Annotated in this window: 33 protein-coding genes and 1 pseudogene; all 34 read left to right on the forward strand. The window is 38.8% G+C overall.

The annotated features are described in order from the left end of the window. Window positions 1-45 precede the first annotated feature (45 nt). Window positions 46-3,648: a DNA-directed RNA polymerase subunit beta' gene (rpoC, locus tag J2S13_RS10470; RefSeq protein ID WP_307257704.1), complete on the forward strand. Its 3,603-nt coding sequence runs from the start codon at window positions 46-48 to the stop codon at window positions 3,646-3,648. Window positions 3,649-3,768: 120 nt separating this feature from the next. After that, on the forward strand, window positions 3,769-4,020 hold the full coding sequence (locus J2S13_RS10475; protein ID WP_307257705.1) for a 50S ribosomal protein L7ae-like protein: 252 nt from the start codon (window positions 3,769-3,771) through the stop codon (window positions 4,018-4,020). Window positions 4,021-4,114: 94 nt separating this feature from the next. Next, the gene (gene rpsL, locus J2S13_RS10480) at window positions 4,115-4,534 is read left to right on the forward strand and encodes a 30S ribosomal protein S12 (protein WP_307257706.1); all 420 of its coding nucleotides are present in this window, start codon (window positions 4,115-4,117) and stop codon (window positions 4,532-4,534) included. 42 nt (window positions 4,535-4,576) lie between these two features. Then, window positions 4,577-5,047, forward strand: a complete 471-nt coding sequence (gene rpsG, locus J2S13_RS10485; RefSeq protein WP_307257707.1) for a 30S ribosomal protein S7 — start codon at window positions 4,577-4,579, stop codon at window positions 5,045-5,047. Between the two features lie 45 nt (window positions 5,048-5,092). Next, window positions 5,093-7,171, forward strand: coding sequence for an elongation factor G (fusA, locus tag J2S13_RS10490; RefSeq protein ID WP_307257708.1), 2,079 nt, complete (start codon window positions 5,093-5,095; stop codon window positions 7,169-7,171). A 130-nt stretch (window positions 7,172-7,301) separates the two neighbouring features. Continuing rightward, window positions 7,302-8,489 carry an elongation factor Tu gene (gene tuf / locus J2S13_RS10495; RefSeq protein ID WP_307257709.1) on the forward strand — a complete coding sequence of 396 codons (1,188 nt, stop codon included), beginning with the start codon at window positions 7,302-7,304 and terminating at the stop codon, window positions 8,487-8,489. Between the two features lie 752 nt (window positions 8,490-9,241). After that, entirely contained in the window at window positions 9,242-9,550 is a 309-nt protein-coding gene (gene rpsJ, locus J2S13_RS10500) for a 30S ribosomal protein S10 (RefSeq protein ID WP_307257710.1), read from the forward strand. 35 nt (window positions 9,551-9,585) lie between these two features. Beyond that, window positions 9,586-10,215, forward strand: coding sequence for a 50S ribosomal protein L3 (rplC, locus tag J2S13_RS10505; RefSeq protein WP_307257711.1), 630 nt, complete (start codon window positions 9,586-9,588; stop codon window positions 10,213-10,215). Between the two features lie 30 nt (window positions 10,216-10,245). After that, entirely contained in the window at window positions 10,246-10,869 is a 624-nt protein-coding gene (gene rplD, locus J2S13_RS10510; RefSeq protein ID WP_307257712.1) for a 50S ribosomal protein L4, read from the forward strand. Further along, window positions 10,869-11,153, forward strand: coding sequence for a 50S ribosomal protein L23 (rplW, locus tag J2S13_RS10515; protein WP_307257713.1), 285 nt, complete (start codon window positions 10,869-10,871; stop codon window positions 11,151-11,153). Before rplD ends, rplW begins: the two co-directional genes overlap by 1 nt. Before the next feature lie 28 nt (window positions 11,154-11,181). Further along, complete coding sequence (gene rplB, locus J2S13_RS10520; RefSeq protein ID WP_307257714.1) at window positions 11,182-12,012, forward strand: 50S ribosomal protein L2; 831 nt, start codon at window positions 11,182-11,184, stop codon at window positions 12,010-12,012. A gap of 60 nt (window positions 12,013-12,072) precedes the next feature. Beyond that, complete coding sequence (gene rpsS, locus J2S13_RS10525) at window positions 12,073-12,351, forward strand: 30S ribosomal protein S19 (protein WP_307257715.1); 279 nt, start codon at window positions 12,073-12,075, stop codon at window positions 12,349-12,351. 18 nt (window positions 12,352-12,369) lie between these two features. Continuing rightward, window positions 12,370-12,711, forward strand: a complete 342-nt coding sequence (gene rplV / locus J2S13_RS10530; RefSeq protein ID WP_307257716.1) for a 50S ribosomal protein L22 — start codon at window positions 12,370-12,372, stop codon at window positions 12,709-12,711. Between the two features lie 3 nt (window positions 12,712-12,714). Continuing rightward, window positions 12,715-13,371, forward strand: a complete 657-nt coding sequence (gene rpsC, locus J2S13_RS10535; RefSeq protein ID WP_307257717.1) for a 30S ribosomal protein S3 — start codon at window positions 12,715-12,717, stop codon at window positions 13,369-13,371. A 3-nt stretch (window positions 13,372-13,374) separates the two neighbouring features. Next, window positions 13,375-13,809 (forward strand): 50S ribosomal protein L16, encoded by a 435-nt coding sequence (gene rplP, locus J2S13_RS10540; protein WP_307257718.1) that lies wholly within the window; start codon window positions 13,375-13,377, stop codon window positions 13,807-13,809. Next, complete coding sequence (gene rpmC / locus J2S13_RS10545; RefSeq protein WP_307257719.1) at window positions 13,799-13,999, forward strand: 50S ribosomal protein L29; 201 nt, start codon at window positions 13,799-13,801, stop codon at window positions 13,997-13,999. The genes rplP and rpmC overlap by 11 nt, the downstream gene beginning before the upstream one ends. A 24-nt stretch (window positions 14,000-14,023) precedes the next feature. Next, window positions 14,024-14,287 (forward strand): 30S ribosomal protein S17, encoded by a 264-nt coding sequence (rpsQ, locus tag J2S13_RS10550; RefSeq protein ID WP_307257720.1) that lies wholly within the window; start codon window positions 14,024-14,026, stop codon window positions 14,285-14,287. Between the two features lie 45 nt (window positions 14,288-14,332). Then, entirely contained in the window at window positions 14,333-14,701 is a 369-nt protein-coding gene (rplN, locus tag J2S13_RS10555; protein WP_307257721.1) for a 50S ribosomal protein L14, read from the forward strand. A 39-nt stretch (window positions 14,702-14,740) separates the two neighbouring features. Next, window positions 14,741-15,052 (forward strand): 50S ribosomal protein L24, encoded by a 312-nt coding sequence (gene rplX / locus J2S13_RS10560; RefSeq protein ID WP_307257722.1) that lies wholly within the window; start codon window positions 14,741-14,743, stop codon window positions 15,050-15,052. 25 nt (window positions 15,053-15,077) lie between these two features. After that, window positions 15,078-15,617: a 50S ribosomal protein L5 gene (gene rplE, locus J2S13_RS10565; RefSeq protein ID WP_307257723.1), complete on the forward strand. Its 540-nt coding sequence runs from the start codon at window positions 15,078-15,080 to the stop codon at window positions 15,615-15,617. A gap of 25 nt (window positions 15,618-15,642) precedes the next feature. Beyond that, window positions 15,643-15,828: a type Z 30S ribosomal protein S14 gene (locus J2S13_RS10570; protein ID WP_307257724.1), complete on the forward strand. Its 186-nt coding sequence runs from the start codon at window positions 15,643-15,645 to the stop codon at window positions 15,826-15,828. A gap of 29 nt (window positions 15,829-15,857) precedes the next feature. Beyond that, window positions 15,858-16,256, forward strand: coding sequence for a 30S ribosomal protein S8 (gene rpsH / locus J2S13_RS10575; protein ID WP_307257725.1), 399 nt, complete (start codon window positions 15,858-15,860; stop codon window positions 16,254-16,256). Between the two features lie 30 nt (window positions 16,257-16,286). Beyond that, window positions 16,287-16,823, forward strand: coding sequence for a 50S ribosomal protein L6 (rplF, locus tag J2S13_RS10580; RefSeq protein WP_307257726.1), 537 nt, complete (start codon window positions 16,287-16,289; stop codon window positions 16,821-16,823). A 34-nt stretch (window positions 16,824-16,857) separates the two neighbouring features. Further along, on the forward strand, window positions 16,858-17,220 hold the full coding sequence (gene rplR / locus J2S13_RS10585) for a 50S ribosomal protein L18 (RefSeq protein ID WP_307257727.1): 363 nt from the start codon (window positions 16,858-16,860) through the stop codon (window positions 17,218-17,220). Between the two features lie 21 nt (window positions 17,221-17,241). Beyond that, complete coding sequence (rpsE, locus tag J2S13_RS10590) at window positions 17,242-17,742, forward strand: 30S ribosomal protein S5 (protein ID WP_307257728.1); 501 nt, start codon at window positions 17,242-17,244, stop codon at window positions 17,740-17,742. A 12-nt stretch (window positions 17,743-17,754) separates the two neighbouring features. Then, a complete protein-coding gene (gene rpmD, locus J2S13_RS10595) occupies window positions 17,755-17,937 on the forward strand; it encodes a 50S ribosomal protein L30 (protein ID WP_307257730.1) in 183 nt (60 codons plus the stop codon). Window positions 17,938-17,968: 31 nt separating this feature from the next. Beyond that, on the forward strand, window positions 17,969-18,409 hold the full coding sequence (rplO, locus tag J2S13_RS10600; RefSeq protein WP_307257731.1) for a 50S ribosomal protein L15: 441 nt from the start codon (window positions 17,969-17,971) through the stop codon (window positions 18,407-18,409). Further along, window positions 18,409-19,701 carry a preprotein translocase subunit SecY gene (gene secY, locus J2S13_RS10605; RefSeq protein ID WP_307257733.1) on the forward strand — a complete coding sequence of 431 codons (1,293 nt, stop codon included), beginning with the start codon at window positions 18,409-18,411 and terminating at the stop codon, window positions 19,699-19,701. The genes rplO and secY overlap by 1 nt, the downstream gene beginning before the upstream one ends. A 56-nt stretch (window positions 19,702-19,757) precedes the next feature. Beyond that, a complete protein-coding gene (locus tag J2S13_RS10610) occupies window positions 19,758-20,411 on the forward strand; it encodes an adenylate kinase (protein WP_307257734.1) in 654 nt (217 codons plus the stop codon). Window positions 20,412-21,120: 709 nt separating this feature from the next. After that, window positions 21,121-21,339 carry a translation initiation factor IF-1 gene (infA, locus tag J2S13_RS10615; RefSeq protein ID WP_307257735.1) on the forward strand — a complete coding sequence of 73 codons (219 nt, stop codon included), beginning with the start codon at window positions 21,121-21,123 and terminating at the stop codon, window positions 21,337-21,339. A 34-nt stretch (window positions 21,340-21,373) separates the two neighbouring features. Next, entirely contained in the window at window positions 21,374-21,487 is a 114-nt protein-coding gene (rpmJ, locus tag J2S13_RS10620; RefSeq protein ID WP_307257736.1) for a 50S ribosomal protein L36, read from the forward strand. A gap of 21 nt (window positions 21,488-21,508) precedes the next feature. After that, window positions 21,509-21,874 (forward strand): 30S ribosomal protein S13, encoded by a 366-nt coding sequence (rpsM, locus tag J2S13_RS10625; protein ID WP_307257737.1) that lies wholly within the window; start codon window positions 21,509-21,511, stop codon window positions 21,872-21,874. A 22-nt stretch (window positions 21,875-21,896) separates the two neighbouring features. Continuing rightward, window positions 21,897-22,286, forward strand: coding sequence for a 30S ribosomal protein S11 (rpsK, locus tag J2S13_RS10630; protein ID WP_307257738.1), 390 nt, complete (start codon window positions 21,897-21,899; stop codon window positions 22,284-22,286). Window positions 22,287-22,456: 170 nt separating this feature from the next. Then, window positions 22,457-22,593, forward strand: a pseudogene (locus J2S13_RS10635) (DNA-directed RNA polymerase subunit alpha); the annotation flags it as partial.

Raw genomic sequence — 22,593 nt, forward strand, 5'->3', positions numbered from 1 at the left:
AGGCAAATTGGGTAAAACCTGTAGATTATAAGGGAGGTAGGCCCCTTGCTAGATGTGAATAACTTCGAGTATATGAAAATTGGTCTAGCGTCACCGGATAAAATCCGTTCCTGGTCATTCGGAGAAGTAAAGAAACCAGAAACCATCAACTATCGAACACTAAAACCAGAAAAAGATGGTTTATTCTGTGAACGAATTTTCGGCCCAACAAAAGATTGGGAATGTCATTGTGGTAAATATAAAAGAGTTAGATATAAAGGCGTTGTTTGTGATCGATGTGGAGTGGAGGTAACGAAAGCGAAAGTTCGTCGTGAACGTATGGGTCATATTGAACTCGCTGCTCCAGTATCCCATATTTGGTATTTTAAAGGTATTCCAAGCCGGATGGGACTTGTCCTTGACATGTCCCCAAGGGCTTTGGAAGAAGTTATCTATTTTGCATCATACGTTGTGACCGAGGCTGCAGATACGGCTTTGGAGAAAAAACAACTTCTTTCTGAAAAAGAGTATCGTACTTATCGTGAAAAGTACGGAAATAAGTTCCAAGCGGCTATGGGTGCAGAAGCTATTAAGAAGTTACTACAAGATATCGATTTAGATAAGGAAGTAGATCAACTAAAAGAAGAATTAAAATCCGCACAAGGTCAACGGCGAACAAGAGCGATAAAAAGATTAGAAGTTATTGAAGCGTTCAGAAATTCAGGAAACAATCCGGATTGGATGATTTTAGATGTTCTACCGGTTATTCCTCCAGAATTACGTCCAATGGTTCAGTTGGATGGTGGGCGTTTTGCGACTTCTGATTTAAACGATCTTTATCGACGAGTGATCAATCGTAATAATCGCTTAAAGCGCTTATTAGACTTAGGGGCACCTAGTATCATTGTTCAAAATGAGAAACGTATGCTTCAAGAAGCGGTAGATGCTCTAATCGATAATGGTCGACGTGGACGCCCTGTTACAGGTCCAGGAAATCGCCCACTTAAATCACTTTCTCATATGTTAAAAGGAAAACAAGGACGTTTCCGTCAAAACTTATTAGGTAAACGCGTTGACTACTCTGGTCGTTCTGTAATCGTTGTAGGTCCTAACTTGAAAATGTATCAATGTGGACTTCCGAAAGAAATGGCGTTAGAGCTCTTTAAGCCGTTTGTCATGAAAGAGCTTGTCGGAAAAGGTTTAGCACATAATATTAAGAGTGCAAAGAGAAAAATCGAACGAGTTCAACCTGAAGTATGGGATGTTCTAGAAGAAGTCATTAAGGAACACCCGGTACTGTTAAACCGGGCACCAACTCTTCACCGGTTAGGGATCCAGGCGTTTGAACCTACACTAGTTTCAGGCCGTGCAATCCGTCTACATCCTTTAGTATGTACGGCTTATAACGCGGACTTTGACGGTGACCAAATGGCTGTGCACGTGCCACTTTCAGCAGAAGCACAAGCAGAAGCACGTATGTTGATGCTTGCGGCTCAAAACATTTTGAATCCTAAAGATGGTAAACCAGTTGTAACCCCATCTCAAGATATGGTACTTGGAAATTACTACCTCACTCTTGAAAGAGCCGGTGCAATTGGTGAAGGCATGGTCTTTAATAATACAAATGAGGCGATTTTAGCTTATCAAAATGGCTATGTGCATCTTCATTCAAGAGTAGCCATTTATGCTGGTTCACTTGATAATCAAACATTTACAGACGAACAAAGAAAAATGTTGCTTGTGACAACAGTCGGTAAATTAATTTTCAATGAAATATTACCGAACACATTCCCGTATATAAATGAGCCAACAAAACAAAATCTTGAGGTCAAAACACCTGAAAGATATTTTGTTGCACCAACGGTTAATGTGAAAGAGCATATTGAAAGTCAAGAGCTTGTTTCACCATTTAAAAAGAAAATTCTTGGTAATATCATCGCTGAAGTTTTTAAACGTTTCAAAATTACAGAGACATCTAAAATGCTTGACCGCATGAAAGATCTCGGATTTAAGTATTCGACGAAGGCCGGTATTACAGTTGGGGTTGCGGATATTGTAGTATTAGCTGAAAAAGAGCAGATCTTGATGTCGGCACAGGATAAAGTAGATAATGTAATGAAACAATTTAGACGTGGATTAATTACTGAGGATGAAAGATATGACCGTGTAATCTCTGTATGGAGTGATGCAAAAGATGTTATTCAAGGGAAATTGATGAAAACCCTTGATAATACAAACCCGATCTTCATGATGAGTGATTCAGGAGCCCGTGGTAATGCCTCTAACTTCACTCAGTTAGCAGGTATGCGTGGTCTCATGGCCAACCCGGCTGGTCGAATTATCGAATTACCAATTAAATCAAGTTTCCGTGAAGGGTTAACTGTGTTAGAGTACTTTATCTCCACACATGGAGCACGTAAAGGTCTAGCGGATACAGCCTTAAAAACAGCTGACTCAGGTTACTTAACACGTCGTCTAGTAGATGTGGCACAAGATGTCATCGTCCGAGATGATGATTGTGGAACAGACCGCGGTTTATTAATCCGTTCACTTAAAGAAGGGACAGAAATTATTGAGCCGTTAGTAGAACGCCTAGTTGGACGTTATTCCAGAAAAACAATCAAGCATCCAGAAACAGGCGAAATTTTGGCGAAAGAAAATGATTTAATTGATGAAGATACAGCACTAAAAATTGTTAATGCGGGTATTGAGGAAGTTTGGATTCGCTCTGCCTTTACATGTAATACACGTCATGGTGTTTGTAAGCGATGCTATGGACGTAACCTCGCAACAGGTCAGGAAGTTGAAGTGGGTGAAGCAGTTGGAATCATAGCTGCCCAATCAATAGGAGAACCTGGTACACAGTTAACGATGCGTACTTTCCATACAGGTGGGGTTGCTGGAGACGATATCACTCAAGGTTTGCCTCGTATTCAAGAATTATTTGAAGCGCGGAATCCAAAAGGGCAAGCAGTTATTTCCGAAATTGACGGTGTCGTAACAGCTATTAACGAAGGTCGCGATCGTCAACAAGAGATTGTCATTACAGGTGAGGTAGAATCAAGAACCTATAATGCACCTTATACCGCACGTCTAAAAGTGGGCGTGAATGATGTAATTGAACGTGGTCAAGAGCTTACAGAAGGTTCTATAGATCCTAAGGAATTGTTGAAAGCGAAGGATGTATCCTCTGTACAAGAATATTTATTATTGGAAGTACAAAAGGTTTACCGGATGCAAGGGGTTGAAATCGGTGATAAGCATATAGAAGTAATGGTTCGCCAAATGCTTCGTAAAGTGCGTGTCATTGATGCGGGTGAAACTGATGTATTGCCTGGTTCATTACTTGATATTCATCAATTTAGAGATGCAAACTCAAAAGCTCTTCTTGAGGGAAAAGTTCCTGCAACAGGTCGACCAGTCTTGTTAGGTATTACAAAAGCTTCTCTTGAAACAGATTCATTCTTGTCTGCTGCCTCCTTCCAAGAAACAACTCGAGTACTAACGGATGCAGCAATCAAAGGTAAACGCGATGAGTTACTAGGATTGAAGGAAAATGTAATCATCGGGAAACTGGTTCCGGCTGGTACAGGTATGCAAAGATATCGAAGATCTGAGCCGGTTATAATCGAAGAAAAAACGGAAGACACAGTCACAATCGAAAGTTAAAATGATACGATGTCGGTTTTCCGACATCGTATCAAAAATATATTGTTGACACGAAAAATATTAAGTGATAATATATTCAAGGTGCTCCTATGTTACCTTGTTACTTTGGAGGATAAAAATTTGTCTTATGAAAAAGTAGCACAGGCTGAAAACATAAAAATAGGAACAAAGCAAACAGTGAAAGCTCTCGAATCTGGCAAAGCCATTGAAGTGTTTGTTGCACAAGATGCAGATCCTTATTTAATAAATGAAATAAGAAAGACTGCTAAGAAATATCATGTAACAATCACAAATGTTGACTCAATGAAGAAGCTTGGAAAAGCTTCTAAAATAGATGTTGGGGCTGCTGTTGTAGCAATCGTTAGTAAATAAATGTTTTTGTAGTAAACTACAAAAACATTGTTTTTAACTAAAAATGAGCCACCTGGATGTGTGGGCTTAAAATTTGAGAAGGGAGGATCTTTATATGCCTACAATTAATCAGTTAGTGCGTAAACCTCGTAAAACTAAAGCAACAACTTCAAAATCACCAGCGCTTAATAAAGGTTACAATAGTTTCAAAAAGATGCAAACAAATGTATCTTCACCTCAAAAGCGCGGTGTTTGTACTCGTGTTGGTACAATGACACCGAAAAAACCGAACTCAGCATTACGTAAATATGCGCGTGTTCGTTTAACAAATGGAATTGAAGTTACAGCTTATATTCCTGGTATTGGACATAACTTACAAGAACACAGCGTAGTACTTATTCGCGGTGGTCGTGTAAAAGACTTACCAGGGGTTCGTTATCATATTGTTCGTGGTGCTCTTGATACAGCAGGTGTTGAAACACGTAGACAAGGCCGTTCTAAATATGGTACAAAGAAACCAAAAGAGAAAAAATAATAGCTTATCCTATATGAACATAAACTGAAAGGAGGAAATCACATGCCACGTAAAGGTCCTGTAGCTAAGAGAGATGTATTACCAGATCCAATTTACAACTCAAAGCTTGTAACTCGTCTTATCAATAAACTAATGGTAGACGGTAAAAGAGGAACATCTCAAAAAATTCTTTACGCATCATTTGATATCATTCGTGAGCGCACAGGTAAAGATCCAATGGAAGTATTTGATCAAGCGCTTAAAAACATCATGCCAGTATTAGAGGTTAAAGCACGCCGTGTGGGTGGTGCTAACTACCAAGTACCTGTAGAAGTTCGTCCAGAACGTCGTACAACTTTAGGTCTTCGCTGGTTAGTTAATTATTCACGTCTTCGTGGAGAAAAAACAATGGAAGAACGTTTAGCAAACGAAATTCTAGATGCAGCTAATAACAGTGGAGCATCTGTTAAGAAACGTGAAGATACACATAAAATGGCAGAAGCTAATAAAGCTTTCGCTCATTATCGTTGGTAATTTTTTAAATAAAACACAAACAAATTAGGAAGGAGAAAAACATCCATGACTAGAGAGTTCTCCTTAGAAAATACTCGAAATATCGGGATCATGGCACATATCGATGCCGGTAAAACGACTACTACTGAGCGTATCCTTTATTATACAGGTCGTATCCATAAACTTGGTGAAACACATGAAGGTGCGTCTCAAATGGACTGGATGGCTCAAGAACAAGAACGCGGTATTACCATTACATCTGCTGCAACTACTGCTCAATGGAAAGGTCATCGTGTAAACATTATCGATACACCAGGGCACGTAGACTTCACAGTTGAAGTTGAACGTTCACTACGTGTATTAGATGGTGCTGTAACCGTTCTTGATGCTCAATCTGGTGTTGAACCTCAAACAGAAACAGTTTGGCGCCAAGCAACTACTTACGGTGTACCAAGAATTGTTTTCGTAAACAAAATGGATAAAACAGGTGCTGACTTTTTATATTCTGTTGGTACATTACATGATCGTTTACAAGCGAATGCTCATCCAATCCAATTACCAATTGGGGCGGAAGATCAATTTGAAGCAATCATCGACTTAATCGAAATGAATGCAACTTTCTATGGTAATGACCTTGGAACAGATGTCGAAGTTCGCGAAATTCCTGAAGAACATCTTGCGAAAGCAGAAGAATATCGTGAAAAATTAATCGAAGCAGTAGCTGAATTAGACGAAGAACTAATGGATAAATATCTTGGTGGAGAAGAAATCACTAAAGAAGAGCTAAAAGCAGCGATTCGTAAAGCTACTTTGAGCGTTGAATTTTATCCAGTACTTTGTGGTACAGCGTTTAAAAATAAAGGTGTTCAATTAATGCTAGATGCAGTAATTGACTATCTTCCTGCTCCGACTGATGTTGAATCAATCAAAGGAATAGTTCCTGATACAGAAGAAGAAATTGAACGCCATTCAAGCGATGACGAACCATTCTCAGCTCTTGCTTTTAAAGTAATGACTGACCCTTATGTTGGTAAACTAACATTCTTCCGTGTGTACTCTGGTACATTACAATCTGGATCATATGTTAAAAACTCAACAAAAGGTAAGAGGGAACGTATTGGCCGTATTTTACAAATGCACGCCAACTCTCGTCAAGAAATTTCTGAAGTATACGCTGGGGATATTGCTGCAGCTGTAGGTTTGAAAGATACTACAACTGGTGACACATTATGTGATGAAAAGAATCTCGTTATTCTTGAATCTATGGAATTCCCAGAACCAGTTATTCACTTATCTGTTGAGCCGAAATCTAAAGCTGACCAAGATAAGATGACAACAGCTTTACAAAAACTTCAAGAGGAAGATCCAACATTCCGTGCACATACTGACCAAGAAACCGGTGAAGTAATTATCGGTGGAATGGGTGAATTACACTTAGATATCATCGTAGATCGTATGCGTCGTGAATTCAAAGTAGAAGCGAACGTAGGTGCTCCACAAGTATCTTATCGTGAAACATTCCGTTCAAGTGCACAGGTTGAAGGGAAATTTGCTCGCCAATCTGGTGGTCGTGGACAATACGGACATGTATGGATTGAATTCTCTCCAAATGAAGAAGGAAAAGGTTTTGAATTTGAAAATGCAATTGTCGGTGGGGTAGTTCCACGTGAATATATTCCTGCTGTTCAAGCTGGTCTAGAAGACTCTCTTGAAAATGGTGTTCTTGCTGGATTCCCATTGATTGATGTAAAAGCAAAATTATTCGATGGATCTTACCATGATGTTGACTCTTCTGAAATGGCCTTCAAAATTGCAGCATCAATGGCCCTTAAAAATGCAGCTTCTAAATGTAACCCTGTTATTTTAGAACCTGTTATGAAAGTTGAAATTGTTATTCCTGAAGAATATTTAGGAGATATCATGGGAGATATAACTTCTCGTCGTGGACGCGTTGAAGGCATGGAGGCACGTGGCAATGCACAAGTGGTTAAATCATTTGTTCCACTAGCTGAAATGTTTGGATATGCAACGTCTTTACGTTCTAATACACAAGGTCGCGGTGTATATTCAATGCACTTCGATCATTACGAAGAAGTTCCTAAATCAATTTCAGAAGAAATTATTAAAAAAAATAAAGGTGAATAATTGATTTATACACTTTTATAAAGTATAAATACTATTGTAAGTTATGGAAAGTTTGAAGATGGAGGATCCCCATCTTCAACTACCATATAGATACTTAACTAATTTATTTAAATAAAAGGAGGATTTCCTAATGGCTAAGGAAAAATTCGACCGTTCAAAATCACATGCTAATATTGGTACAATTGGTCACGTTGACCATGGTAAAACAACTTTAACTGCTGCTATCACTACAGTTCTTGCAAAAGCTGGTGGTGCTGAAGCACGTGGATACGATCAAATCGACGCTGCTCCAGAAGAAAAAGAACGTGGAATCACAATTTCTACTTCACACGTTGAATATGAAACAGCAACTCGTCACTATGCACACGTTGACTGCCCAGGACATGCTGACTATGTTAAAAATATGATCACTGGTGCTGCACAAATGGACGGTGCTATCTTAGTAGTTTCTGCTGCTGATGGTCCAATGCCACAAACTCGTGAGCATATTCTTCTTTCTCGTAACGTTGGTGTACCATACATTGTTGTATTCTTAAATAAATGTGACATGGTAGACGACGAAGAATTACTTGAATTAGTAGAAATGGAAGTTCGTGACCTTCTTTCTGAATATGACTTCCCTGGTGACGATATCCCTGTAATTAAAGGTTCTGCTCTTAAAGCTCTTGAAGGTGAAGCAGAATGGGAAGAAAAAATTCTTGAATTAATGGCTGCAGTTGATGAATATATCCCAACTCCAGAACGTGATACTGAAAAACCATTCATGATGCCAGTTGAGGACGTTTTCTCAATCACTGGTCGTGGTACTGTTGCTACTGGTCGTGTAGAACGCGGACAAGTAAAAGTTGGTGACGTTGTTGAAATCGTAGGTTTATCTGATGAACAAAAATCTACTACAGTAACTGGTGTTGAAATGTTCCGTAAACTTCTTGACTATGCAGAAGCTGGAGATAACATTGGTGCTCTTCTTCGTGGTATTTCTCGTGAAGAAGTCCAACGTGGTCAAGTACTTGCTAAACCAGGTACAATCACTCCACATACTAAATTTACTGCAGAAGTTTATGTTTTATCTAAAGAAGAAGGTGGACGTCATACTCCATTCTTCTCAAATTACCGTCCACAATTCTACTTCCGTACAACTGATGTAACTGGAATCGTTACTCTTCCTGAAGGAGTAGAAATGGTAATGCCTGGTGATAACGTTGAAATGTCAATCGAATTAATTTCACCAATCGCAATTGAAGATGGTACTAGATTCTCTATCCGTGAAGGCGGACGTACAGTTGGATCTGGTGTTGTATCTACAATCGAAAAATAATTTATTTTTTATAAAAACTGCGGGGAACGTCCTCGCAGTTTTTTTGACTTTTTAGGAATCTATAAAATTTATAACTGTGGATAACCTTTTAAAAATGTTGTACAGTCTAGCTCCAGCGCCTATCGGCTAGCAAATTTCTCCGTCTTCTCCCTCCAATAAGTCAACATCAGCTCGAAAACCCCCTCGCAGTGTTTCCTTTATTTCAGTCGAAGCCTACGAAATTCGTACGCCGATGTTCAAGTCGCTTCCGCATTTGGTGTCGTCTAGCTCCAGCGCCTATCGGCTAGCAAATTTCTCCGTCTTCTCCCTCCGATAAGTCAACATCAGCTCGTGGACTACCTCGCAGTGTTTCCTTTATCTCAGTCGAAGCCTACGAAATTCGTACGCCGATGATCGTAGGCGCTTTTCTCATTTGTTCCTCTTAAAATTTCTCATTTACATCCTTACATCTTCAGATCCTCGATTCCAAATTCTTTTAATTGAATTCCATTAACTAAAAAAGGAAGTCCCTCTTTTTTTGATATGCTTGATATTTTTTAAGAAAAAATGTATAATCCAATAGTGTTCAAAACCAATCTATAAATTTTTATTGCATTGGACAAAGAAATTATGTATAATGTATAATGTTGGTCTTTGACTGCGATGAAGTGAAAGGTTGCTGACACACCCGGCCGCTTTGCCATGGCGAGTGCGTCAGGAAATTTTCATGGAGAATGTCTATTACTAAAGTAGGCGACAAAGGAGGGAAAATAATGGCAAAACAAAAAATTCGTATTCGTTTAAAAGCTTATGATCATAGAATTCTTGATCAATCTGCAGAGAAAATTGTGGAAACTGCGAAACGTTCCGGAGCATCTGTTTCAGGTCCGATTCCGTTACCAACAGAAAAATCTGTTTATACAGTTCTACGTGCTGTTCATAAGTATAAAGATTCTCGTGAACAGTTTGAAATGCGTACGCATAAGCGTCTAATCGATATCGTGAACCCAACTCCAAAAACAGTTGATTCATTAATGCGTTTAGACTTACCATCAGGTGTCGATATTGAAATTAAACTTTAATAAATATAAATAAACCATTATAGGAGGTGTGACTTATGACCAAAGGAATCTTAGGTAGAAAGATTGGAATGACTCAAGTATTTGCTGAGAATGGTGATTTAATCCCTGTAACAGTGATTGAAGCTACTCCAAACGTTGTTCTACAAGTGAAATCCGTTGAAGGTGACGGTTATGCTGCAGTTCAACTTGGATTTGAGGATAAACGTGAGAAATTAGCAAATAAACCTGAAAAAGGGCATGTGGCCAAGGCAAATACTGCTCCTAAGCGCTTCATTCGCGAATTTAGCGAAATTGATGCGGAAGGATATGAAGTTGGTCAAGAAGTCAGTGTAGATATTTTTGCAGAAGGTGACATCATTGATGTAACTGGAATTTCGAAAGGTAAAGGTTTCCAAGGTGCTATTAAACGTCATGGTCAAAGCCGTGGACCAATGTCACATGGATCTCGCTACCATCGTCGCCCAGGTTCAATGGGACCTGTAGCTCCAAACCGCGTATTTAAATCAAAAGCATTACCAGGACGCATGGGTGGAGAACAAATCACTATTCAAAATCTGGAAGTTGTTAAAGTGGACGCTGAACGTAATGTGATTTTAGTAAAAGGTAATGTACCTGGACCTAAAAAAGGTTTAGTGAAAATTAAAACGGCGGTAAAAGCAAAATAATTTACCATTTTCAGAAAGGAGGAAACAAGAATGCCAAAAGTAGCTTTATTAAATCAAAGTGGATCTCAGGTTGGAGAAATCGAACTTAATGATTCAGTGTTTGGGATCGAACCAAACGAACATGTAATGCATGAAGCTGTACTAATGCAAAGAGCTTCACAAAGACAAGGAACACACAAAGCGAAAACTCGTTCTGAGGTTCGTGGTGGCGGACGTAAACCGTGGCGTCAAAAAGGAACAGGTCGTGCGCGTCAAGGTTCTATTCGCTCTCCACAATGGCGTGGTGGCGGTATTGTATTCGGACCAGTTCCTCGTAGCTATAGCTATAAACTACCAAAGAAAGTACGTCGCTTAGCGGTTAAATCAGCACTTTCTTCAAAAGTAGTATCAGAAAACATCCTAGTATTAGAAGCATTAACATTTGATGCTCCTAAAACAAAAGAGTTCGCTAACGTACTTAAAAATTTATCTGTAGACTCTAAAGCACTCGTTGTTATCAATGATTTAGACCAAAATGTTGCATTATCCGCTCGTAATATCCCTGGTATTACAGTTGTTGATGCTAACGGAATTAGTGTTCTAGATGTAATTGCTCACGATAAATTAATCATGACGAAAGCAGCCGTTGAAAAAGTAGAGGAGGTGCTTGCGTAATGGATGCACGCGAAATCATTAAGCGCCCCGTAATTACTGAACGTTCAACTGACATTATGGCAGACAAAAAATACACTTTTGAAGTAGACGTAAGAGCTAACAAAACTCAAGTGAAAGATGCCATTGAAGAAGTGTTCGGTGTCAAAGTAGCGAAAGTAAACGTAATGAACTATAAAGGTAAATTCAAACGTATGGGTCGCTATGCTGGCTATACAAACAAACGTCGTAAAGCAGTTGTTACTTTAACAGCTGATAGTAAAGAAATCGAAATTTTTGAAGTATAACATCTAATAGAAGAGGAGGGAAAATAACATGGCGATCAAAAAGTATAAACCGACCTCAAATGGTCGACGCGGCATGACAGCATTGGACTTTTCTGAGATCACTACGGATCAACCAGAAAAATCTTTGCTTGCTCCTTTAAATAAAAAAGGCGGCCGTAACAATCACGGTAAAATTACTGTTCGTCATCAAGGTGGCGGTCATAAGCGTCAATATCGTTTAATCGACTTCAAACGCGATAAAGATGGTATACCAGGACGCGTTGCCACAATTGAATATGATCCAAACCGTTCAGCTAATATTGCGTTAATCAACTATGTAGATGGTGAAAAACGTTATATTTTAGCTCCTAAAAACCTTAAAGTTGGAATGGAAATTATGTCAGGTCCTGAAGCTGATATTAAAGTAGGGAATGCACTTCCACTTGTGAACATTCCAGTGGGTACATTTGTTCATAATATTGAACTTAAACCAGGTAAGGGTGGACAATTAGTTCGTTCTGCTGGTACTTCAGCGCAAGTATTGGGTAAAGAAGGTAAATATGTACTTGTACGTCTAGCTTCTGGTGAAGTTCGTATGATTTTAGCTACTTGTCGTGCTACTGTAGGTCAAGTAGGAAATGAACAGCATGAATTGGTTACTGTAGGTAAAGCAGGTCGTTCAAGATGGTTAGGCAAACGCCCAACAGTTCGTGGATCTGTTATGAACCCTAATGACCATCCACATGGTGGTGGGGAAGGACGTACTCCAATTGGACGTAAATCTCCTGTTACACCTTGGGGTAAACCAACTATTGGTTACAAAACTCGTAAGAAAAACAACAAATCCGACAGTCTTATTGTACGTCGTCGTAAAAAATAACGGGGTTGAACTACGGTTCATCAAAAGAACCGTAGAACAATCACGAAGGGAGGTACCATTATGGGTCGTAGTTTAAAAAAGGGACCTTTTGTTGATGAGCATTTAATGAGCAAAATTGAAAAATTGAATGAAACAGACGGAAAACAAGTAATCAAAACTTGGTCACGTCGTTCTACAATTTTCCCTAATTTCATTGGCCATACAATTGCTGTTTATGATGGACGTAAACATGTACCTGTATATGTTACGGAAGATATGGTTGGGCATAAACTAGGTGAATTCGCGCCAACTCGTGCATATAGAGGCCATGCTAGTGATGATAAGAAAACAAGACGTTAATGAGAGGAGGGTATCCTAATGCAAGCAAAAGCTGTTGCTAGAACAGTACGTGTTGCTCCTCGTAAAGCCCGTTTAGTCGTTGATTTAATTCGAGGAAAACAAGTAGGAGAAGCTGTTGCGATTTTACGTCATACGCCGAAAACTGTTTCTCCAATCATTGAAAAAGTATTAAAGTCTGCTATGGCAAACGCAGAACATAACTATGATTTAGATGTGAATAATCTTGTTGTAGAACAAGCATATGTAAATGAAGGTCCTACATTAAAGAGATTTCGCCCACGTGCTCAAGGACGTGCGAGCCAAATTAATAAAAGAACAAGCCACATTACAATCGTGGTATCAGAAAAGAAGGAGGGATAATTCGTGGGTCAAAAAGTACATCCTAATGGAATGCGTGTTGGTGTTATTCGTGATTGGGAATCAAAATGGTTTGCTGAAAAAGACTACGCAGATCTTTTACACGAAGATATCAAAATTCGCGAATACATTACAAAACGCCTTGCAGATGCATCTGTTTCACGTGTAGAAATTGAACGTGCTGCAAACAGAATCAACATTACAGTACAAACTGCTAAACCTGGTATGGTAATTGGTAAAGGTGGTACTGAAGTTGAAGCATTACGTAAATCATTAAATCAATTAACTGGTAAAAGAGTTCACATTAATATTGTTGAAATTAAGAAAGCTGATCTTGATGCGAAGCTTGTTGCTGAAAACATCGCTCGTCAATTAGAAAACCGTGTTTCTTTCCGTCGTGCTCAAAAGCAAGCGATCCAACGTACAATGCGTGCTGGTGCGAAAGGTATTAAAACAATGGTTTCTGGTCGTCTTGGCGGTGCAGATATCGCTCGTTCTGAACACTATAGTGAAGGTACAGTTCCACTTCATACTCTTCGCGCTGATATTGACTATGCACATGTAGAAGCTGATACAACATACGGCAAACTCGGTGTTAAAGTATGGATTTACCGTGGAGAAGTCCTTCCTACGAAAAAGAAAACTGAGGAAGGAGGAAAATAAATCATGTTACTTCCAAAACGTGTAAAATACCGTCGTGAACATCGCGGTAAAATGCGTGGTCGCACAAAAGGTGGGGCAGAAGTTTCTTTTGGTGAATACGGTTTACAAGCTGTAGAAGCTTCATGGATCACAAACCGCCAAATTGAAGCAGCACGTATTGCGATGACTCGTTATATGAAACGTGGCGGTAAAGTGTGGATTAAAGTTTTCCCTCATAAACCATATACAGCAAAACCATTAGAGGTCCGCATGGGTTCCGGTAAAGGTGCTCCTGAAGGTTGGGTAGCTGTTGTAAAACCTGGAAAAATCTTATTTGAAATTGCAGGTGTAGATGAAGAAACTGCACGTGAGGCATTACGTCTTGCTGCTCACAAACTTCCAATTAAATGTAAGTTTGTAAAACGAGAAGAAATTGGTGGTGAATCTAATGAAGGCTAATGAAATTCGTGAACTAACCACTGCCGAAATTGAACAAAATGTAAAATCATTAAAAGAAGAATTATTTAACCTTCGCTTCCAACTAGCGACTGGTCAGCTTGAAAATACAGCTCGTATTCGTGAAGTACGCAAAGCGATCGCTCGTATGAAAACTGTAATCCGTCAAAGAGAGATCGGTGTTAACAACTGATAATGGAGAGGAGGTTCGCGAAAAATGAGTGAACGTAACCAACGCAAAGTTTATACTGGCCGTGTTGTATCCGACAAAATGGATAAAACAATTACAGTTCTAGTAGAAACTCATAAAAAACACTCACTTTACGGCAAACGCGTTAAGTACTCAAAAAAATATAAAACTCATGATGAGTTAAACGAAGCAAAAATTGGCGATATCGTAAGAATTATGGAAACTCGTCCACTTTCTGCTACAAAACGTTTCCGTCTAGTTGAAGTTGTAGAAAAAGCAGTTATTATCTAATACATTGTTCGGAAATATTTTTCATTCCGAAAGGAGGTAACCAAAATGATCCAACAAGAATCTCGTTTGAAAGTCGCTGACAACTCAGGTGCACGTGAAGTATTAACGATTAAAGTTCTTGGAGGTTCTGGCCGTAAAACCGCTAATATTGGTGATGTGATTGTTTGTACAGTGAAACAAGCAACACCAGGAGGCGTTGTCAAAAAAGGTGACGTTGTTAAAGCGGTTGTTGTAAGAACTAAACGTGGTGTTCGTCGTAATGACGGTTCATATATTCGTTTTGATGAAAATGCTTGCGTTATTATCCGCGATGATAAAGGACCACGTGGAACTCGTATCTTCGGACCAGTTGCTCGTGAATTACGTGACAGCAATTTCATGAAAATCATTTCATTAGCTCCAGAAGTTATTTAATTTGAAATATTATCTGGCCGTTCAAGGAGGTGCGATAAAATGCATGTAAAAAAAGGCGATAAAGTAATGGTCATCACGGGAAAAGATAAAGGAAAAACTGGTATCGTATTAGCAGCTTATCCTAAAAAAGACCGTGTTATTGTAGAAGGCGTGAACATCGTAAAAAAACACTCAAAACCTTCTCAAATCAATCCACAAGGTGGGATCATTAGCCAAGAGGCACCTGTTCACGTTTCTAACGTGATGCCTTTAGATCCAAAGTCAAATGAGCCGACTCGCGTAGGTTATAAAGATGTAGACGGTAAAAAAGTTCGTGTAGCTAAAAAATCTGGTGAATTATTAGATAAATAGTCTGAAATGAAGGGAGGTACACTAAATGAACCGCCTAAAAGAAAAGTTCAATAAAGAAATTAGTCCAGCTTTAATGCAAAAGTTTAATTATAAATCAGTTATGCAAGTACCTACAATTGAAAAGATCGTTGTGAATATGGGTGTCGGTGATGCAGTCCAAAATGCGAAAGCATTGGATAACGCTGTTGAAGAATTAGCTCTTATCACTGGGCAAAAACCTGTAATAACACGTGCGAAAAAATCAATTGCTGGTTTCCGTTTACGTGAGGGAATGCCAATTGGTGCAAAAGTAACTTTACGCGGTGAGCGTATGTATCAATTTCTAGACAAATTAATTTCTGTTTCTCTTCCACGTGTACGTGATTTCCGTGGTGTATCTAAAAAAGCTTTTGATGGTCGCGGTAACTACACTCTTGGAGTAAGAGAACAACTTATTTTCCCTGAAATTGATTATGATAAAGTAACAAAAGTTCGTGGTATGGACATCGTTATTGTAACAACTGCTAACACAGATGAAGAATCTCGTGAATTATTAGCACAATTCGGAATGCCATTCAAAAAGTAATCGCTATTAAAAGGGAGGCGAAAACGTGGCTAAAAAATCAATGGTAGCGAAACAAAAACGTACTCAAAAGTATCAAGTTCGTGAGTATACTCGTTGTGAACGTTGTGGACGTCCTCATTCAGTATATCGTAAGTTTAAACTTTGCCGTATTTGTTTCCGTGAACTTGCATACAAGGGACAAATTCCAGGCGTTAAAAAAGCTAGCTGGTAATACCCAACTCGGGAAGGAGGTAATCAATTATGGTAATGACTGATCCTATTGCAGATTTGCTTACTCGCATCCGTAATGCGAATATGGTTCGTCACGAAAAACTAGAAGTACCTGGTTCTAAAATCAAAAAAGATATCGCTGATATTTTAAAACGTGAAGGTTTTGTTCGTGATGTTGAATATATCGAGGATAACAAACAAGGTATTATCCGTATTTTCTTAAAATATGGCCAAAACAACGAACGTGTAATTACTGGTCTAAAACGTATCAGCAAACCAGGCCTACGTGTTTATGCAAAAGCAAATGAAGTACCAAAAGTACTTAATGGCTTAGGTATCGCGCTTGTTTCTACATCTCAAGGTGTGGTTACGGATAAAGAAGCTCGTGCAAAACAAATTGGTGGAGAAGTTTTAGCATACGTTTGGTAAGAACTCTTTAAAGAATGGAGGTGCAACAATATGTCTCGTATTGGTAAAAAACCAATTGAAATCCCAGCTGGCGTTACGGTTACAAATGCAAATAATGCTGTAACTGTAAAGGGGCCTAAAGGGGAACTTTCAAAATCATTTAATCCTGATATGAAAATCGAAATTGAAGAGAATGTGATTAATATTTCTCGCCCATCTGAAACAAAAGAACACCGTACTGTACACGGAACAACTCGTGCTCTTTTAGCAAATATGGTTCAAGGTGTTTCTAATGGTTTCGAAAAATCTCTTGAACTGATCGGTGTTGGTTATCGTGCACAAAAACAAGGTAAAAAGCTTGTTTTGAATGTTGGTTACTCACATCCAGTTGAGATTGAACCTGAAGAAGGTATCGAAATTGAAGTTCCTTCTAATACGAAAGTGATCGTAAAAGGTATTGATAAAGAACGTGTTGGTGCAATTGCAGCTAACATTCGTGGCGTTCGTCCTCCAGAACCTTATAAAGGGAAAGGAATTCGCTATGAAGGTGAATATGTACGTCGTAAAGAAGGTAAAACAGGTAAGTAATGCCTCTTAGGTAAAAGAAAGGAGTGACACTTCAATGATTACTAAACCGGATAAAAATAAAGTGCGTAAAAAAAGACATGGTCGGGTACGTGCGAAAATCGATGGTACTGAATCTCGTCCTCGCTTAAACGTGTTCCGTTCAAATAAACACATTTATGCTCAAGTGATCGATGATACAAAAGGAGTAACACTTGCTAGTGCTTCAACTCTTGATAAAGAAATTAACGTAGAATCTGCAGGAAATGTTGAAGCTGCGGTTAAGGTTGGAGAATTAGTTGCGAAAAGAGCAGTTGAAAAAGGCATTAATTCTGTAGTGTTTGATCGTGGAGGATATCTTTTCCACGGACGTATTAAAGCCCTAGCAGATGCTGCACGTGAAAATGGCTTACAATTCTAATATAAAGGAGGGACATTTTTTATGCGTCGCTTAGATCCAAATAAACTTGAACTAGAAGAACGCGTTGTTACCGTTAACCGCGTTGCGAAAGTAGTAAAAGGTGGTCGTCGTTTCCGTTTTACAGCACTTGTTGTTGTTGGAGATAAAAACGGTTATGTAGGTTTTGGAACAGGAAAAGCACAAGAAGTTCCAGATGCAATTCGTAAAGCAATTGAAGATGCTAAGAAGAACTTAGTGGAAGTACCAAGAGTTGGAACAACTATTCCACATGAAGTCATTGGTCATTTTGGTGCGGGTAACGTTTTATTAAAACCAGCTTCTGAGGGTACTGGAGTTATCGCAGGTGGACCTGTTCGTGCCGTTCTAGAACTTGCTGGCATCGGTGACATTCTTTCTAAATCTTTAGGATCCAATACACCGATTAATATGGTTAGTGCAACTATCGATGGTTTAAAACAATTGAAACGTGCTGAAGACGTAGCTAAATTACGTGGTAAATCAGTAGAAGAACTGTTAGGATAAGGAGGGATTTATATGGCAAACAAATTAGCAATTACCCTCACTCGCAGCTTGATCGGTCGTCCGAAAGATCAACGTGCAACAGTTACAGCCCTTGGACTTCGTAAAGTACATCAAACAGTAGAACACGAAGATAATGCAGCAATTAGAGGTATGATCAACAAAGTTGCTCACTTAGTTACTGTTAAAGAACAATAATAAATAATCAGTGAATAAGGAGGTGCCAATTATGAAACTTCACGAACTTAAACCTGCAACAGGCTCTCGTAAAGAACGCAATCGTGTTGGACGTGGACCTGGTTCTGGTAATGGTAAAACATCTGGTAAAGGTCATAAAGGTCAAAACGCTCGTTCAGGTGGCGGTGTCCGTCTTGGCTTTGAAGGTGGTCAAACTCCACTTTTCAGACGTTTACCAAAACGTGGATTTACAAACATTAACAGAAAAGAATATGCGGTTGTTAATCTTGATTCGTTAAATCGCTTTGAAGATGGTACTGAAGTTACTCCAGAACTTCTTCTTGAAACCGGTGTGGTTAGCAGAGAAAAATCCGGAATTAAAATTCTTGGAAATGGAAAAATTGAGAAAAAACTTTCTGTGAAAGCTCATAAATTCTCGGCTACTGCGAAAGAAGCAATCGAAGCTGCCGGCGGTAAGACCGAGGTGATTTAATGTTTCGTACAATCTCCAATTTTATGCGCGTGGGTGATATAAGAAGAAAAATTATATTCACCCTTCTTATGTTAGTCGTGTTTCGGCTAGGTACTTTTATTCCGGTACCGAATGTTAATGCTGAGGTTCTGAAAATGCAGGAACAAGCTGGTCTTATCGGTTTCTTGAATACTTTTGGCGGTGGAGCGTTGCAAAACTTCTCTATATTCGCTATGGGGATCATGCCATACATTACAGCATCAATCATCGTACAATTATTGCAAATGGATGTTGTTCCTAAATTTACAGAATGGTCAAAGCAAGGAGAAGTTGGTAGAAGAAAGCTAGCCCAATTTACTCGATATTTCACTATTGTTCTCGGATTAATTCAAGCTTTTGGTATGTCTTACGGCTTTAACCGTTTATATGGTGGATCATTAATCGAAAGTAATGGGATCGGCACTTATCTTTTAATTGCTCTCGTATTAACGGCAGGTACAGCTTTTCTTATGTGGCTTGGAGAACAGATTACAGCAAAGGGTGTTGGAAATGGGATTTCTATCATCATCTTTGCGGGGATTGTCGCGGCAATTCCAAACGCTGTTAACCAAATATATGCGCAGCAAATTGAAGGAGCTGGAGAGCAGTTATTCTTAAAGATTGTTGTATTACTATTGATTCTTTTAGCTGTATTAGCGATTATCGTCGGAGTCATTTTCGTACAACAAGCTTTACGTAAAATTCCTATTCAGTATGCGAAACGAGTTGTAGGCCGCAGTCCTGTTGGAGGGCAGTCTACTCATTTACCATTAAAGGTCAACGCGGCTGGTGTTATTCCAGTAATCTTTGCGATTTCCTTTATTATAACTCCGCAAACGATCGCATCCTTTTTTGGTTCTGGAAAAGTAACGAGTACAATACAGTATATTTTTGATTATCAAAAACCAGTTGGTATGATGATCTATGTTGCGTTAATTGTTGCCTTTACTTACTTCTATGCTTTTATTCAAGTGAATCCTGAGCAACTTTCAGAGAATTTGAAGAAGCAAGGTGGTTATATCCCAGGAATTCGTCCAGGAAAGGATACTCTTAACTACTTAACTAGGGTATTGTATCGTTTAACATTTGTAGGAGCAATTTTCCTATCGTTTGTTTCGATTCTTCCTGTATTCTTTATTAAATTTGCAGGTCTACCTCCAGCTGCACAAATTGGTGGTACTAGTTTGCTAATCGTAGTGGGTGTAGCACTTGAAACGATGAAACAATTAGAAGCGCAACTTGTAAAACGTCATTATAAAGGTTTCATAAAATAAATAGGATTAAGGATTATTACCTTAATTTATATAGTCTTTCTTGAGGGGGAGTATAAATGAATCTAGTGTTAATGGGTCTTCCAGGTGCTGGAAAAGGCACTCAAGCTGAAAAGATAGTAGAAAAATATGGAATCCCTCATATTTCAACAGGAGATATGTTCCGTGCAGCAATGGCTGAAGGTACAGATCTTGGTTTAAAAGCTAAATCTTTTATGGATAAAGGTGAATTAGTCCCTGATGAAGTAACAATCGGAATTGTACGTGAACGTTTAGCAAAAGATGATTGTCAAAAAGGGTTTCTATTAGACGGTTTTCCAAGAACTGTTGCACAAGCAGATGCTTTAGAAAATATTTTAGCTGATTTTGGTAAAAAGATTGACTATGTTATCAATGTGGCTGTTGATAAAGATATCCTTATGGAGAGATTAACAGGCCGTCGGATCTGTAAAGACTGTGGCGCAACTTATCACCTTGTATTCAACGCTCCGAAGAATGAAGGTGTCTGTGATCGTTGTAGCGGTGAGCTTTATCAACGTGCAGATGATAATGAAGAAACGGTCCAAAATCGTTTAGATGTGAACTTAAAGCAAACTCAACCACTACTAGATTTTTATAGTGAAAAAGGGTATTTGAAAGATATTAACGGACAGCAGGATATTGATAAAGTGTTCGAAGATATTGATCAATTACTTGTAGGCCTTAATGGATGATCATTTGTAGTGCCCCTCGTGAAATAAGTTATTAAATGAAGCAGGCTGCATCTAACGATTATCAACTAAGAGCTTTAAAAGTTGTGGCTTCTGGAATAGAATGATATAGTAAGATGCTACTTGTGAAAAAATTATGATTCAACATGATGCAATTCCTTCTTTTAAAAGGTATAATGGTTTTCGTGGCAGCATTTTGTACATTTGTGAACGTATATTTGTTCACGATATTCCAGGCAATCACGTTAGTAAAGAAGGGGATCATACTCTATTAATGATTACTAGGTATCATGGTGATCATGAAGTCAAAGGTTTTCGGAATGAAGATCATCATCTGTTAATCCTGCGACGGCTGAATGAACGGAAGAATCTCTTGATTACAAGTTTTAATCTGGTGAGCGTCTTTCAAATTCCCCCAGGCGATTTAAACGTATGTTGAATCAAATGGTTTTTCTATTGTACGCGAGTATTTTGGACTTTAGATTGGTCAACAATTACATGAGAGGGTCTATCCATCCTCCTGGATATGTTTCATTCAAAGTCCAGCGCCTCAAGCCTGGCATAGTACTCGCGGGTCATGGGTTTGTATGATTCCAGCGGTTCTGTCTGTTTATTTGAAACCAGGCGATTTACAAATGAAAGGTTGCGTTCAACCATTCGTGAGTTTTATAATGAGGTTCTGCAAAAATAGAGAAGGGAGTCGAAATGTTTAATGGCGAAAGACGATGTTATTGAAGTCGAAGGTAAAGTAGTAGATACTCTACCTAATGCGATGTTTAAAGTTGAACTTGAAAATGGTCATACAGTGCTTGCGCATGTATCTGGCAAGATTCGTATGCACTTTATTCGGATTTTACCGGGCGATAAGGTAACAGTTGAGCTATCACCTTATGATCTTACACGTGGTAGAATCACTTATCGTTATAAATAAAGGCACTCCGAAATATTAAGGAGGTTTGAAAAAAATGAAAGTTAGACCATCTGTCAAACCCATTTGCGAAAAATGCAAAGTTATTCGTAGACGTGGTAAAGTAATGGTTATTTGTCAAAACCCAAAACATAAACAAAAACAAGGATAATTTTAAAGGAGGTGCACATATATGGCACGTATTGCTGGTGTTGACGTTCCACGTGACAAACGTGTAGTCATTTCATTAACATATATTTACGGTATTGGTAGACCAACTGCACAACAAATTTTAGCGAAAGCTGGTGTATCTGAGGATACTCGTGTACGTGATTTAACGGAAGATGAATTAAATAAAATCCGTGATATCATTGATACTTTTAAAGTAGAAGGAGATCTTCGCCGTGAAGTTTCCCTAAACATCAAACGTTTAATGGAAATTGGTTCATACCGTGGTCTTCGTCATCGTCGTGGTTTACCTGTTCGTGGTCAAAATACAAAAAATAATGCACGTACTCGTAAAGGTCCACGTAAAACTGTAGCTAATAAGAAAAAATAATAGGTAAAGGAGGTAGTTCATAATGGCTCGTAAAACAAATACACGTAAACGTCGTGTGAAAAAGAATATTGAATCTGGTATCGCACACATTCGCTCAACATTTAACAATACAATCGTAACCATCACTGACGTTCATGGAAATGCTTTATCTTGGTCAAGTGCTGGTGCTCTTGGATTTAAAGGTTCTCGTAAATCCACTCCATTTGCAGCCCAAATGGCAGCTGAAACAGCAGCAAAAGCATCCATTGAACATGGTATGAAAACTCTTGAAGTAACTGTAAAAGGTCCTGGTGCTGGACGTGAAGCAGCTATTCGTGCTCTTCAAGCTGCAGGATTAGAAGTTACAGCTATTAAAGATGTAACTCCAGTTCCTCATAACGGATGTCGTCCACCAAAACGTCGCCGTGTTTAATTTTTCTGTATAATATTTTATATCTCTGTCAATAATGGGATATGATGTTTCGTTCGTTACAGAAAGTAAGTCCAGTTGTTGTGTACAATCGGGAACGTAAACATGGGGAATTTCGATTAGAATCGTGAATCTGATCGGGGTTTCGACGTTTTGAAGGAGGGTATAATTGAATGATCGAAATTGAAAAACCAAAAATTGAAACGGTTGAGATCAGCGATGATGCCACTTATGGGAAATTCGTCGTAGAACCGCTTGAGCGCGGATATGGTACAACTTTGGTTAACACCTTACGACGTATTCTATTATC

The sequence above is a fragment of the Oikeobacillus pervagus genome, from assembly GCF_030813365.1.
Classification (GTDB): Bacteria; Bacillota; Bacilli; order Bacillales; family DSM-23947; genus Oikeobacillus; species Oikeobacillus pervagus.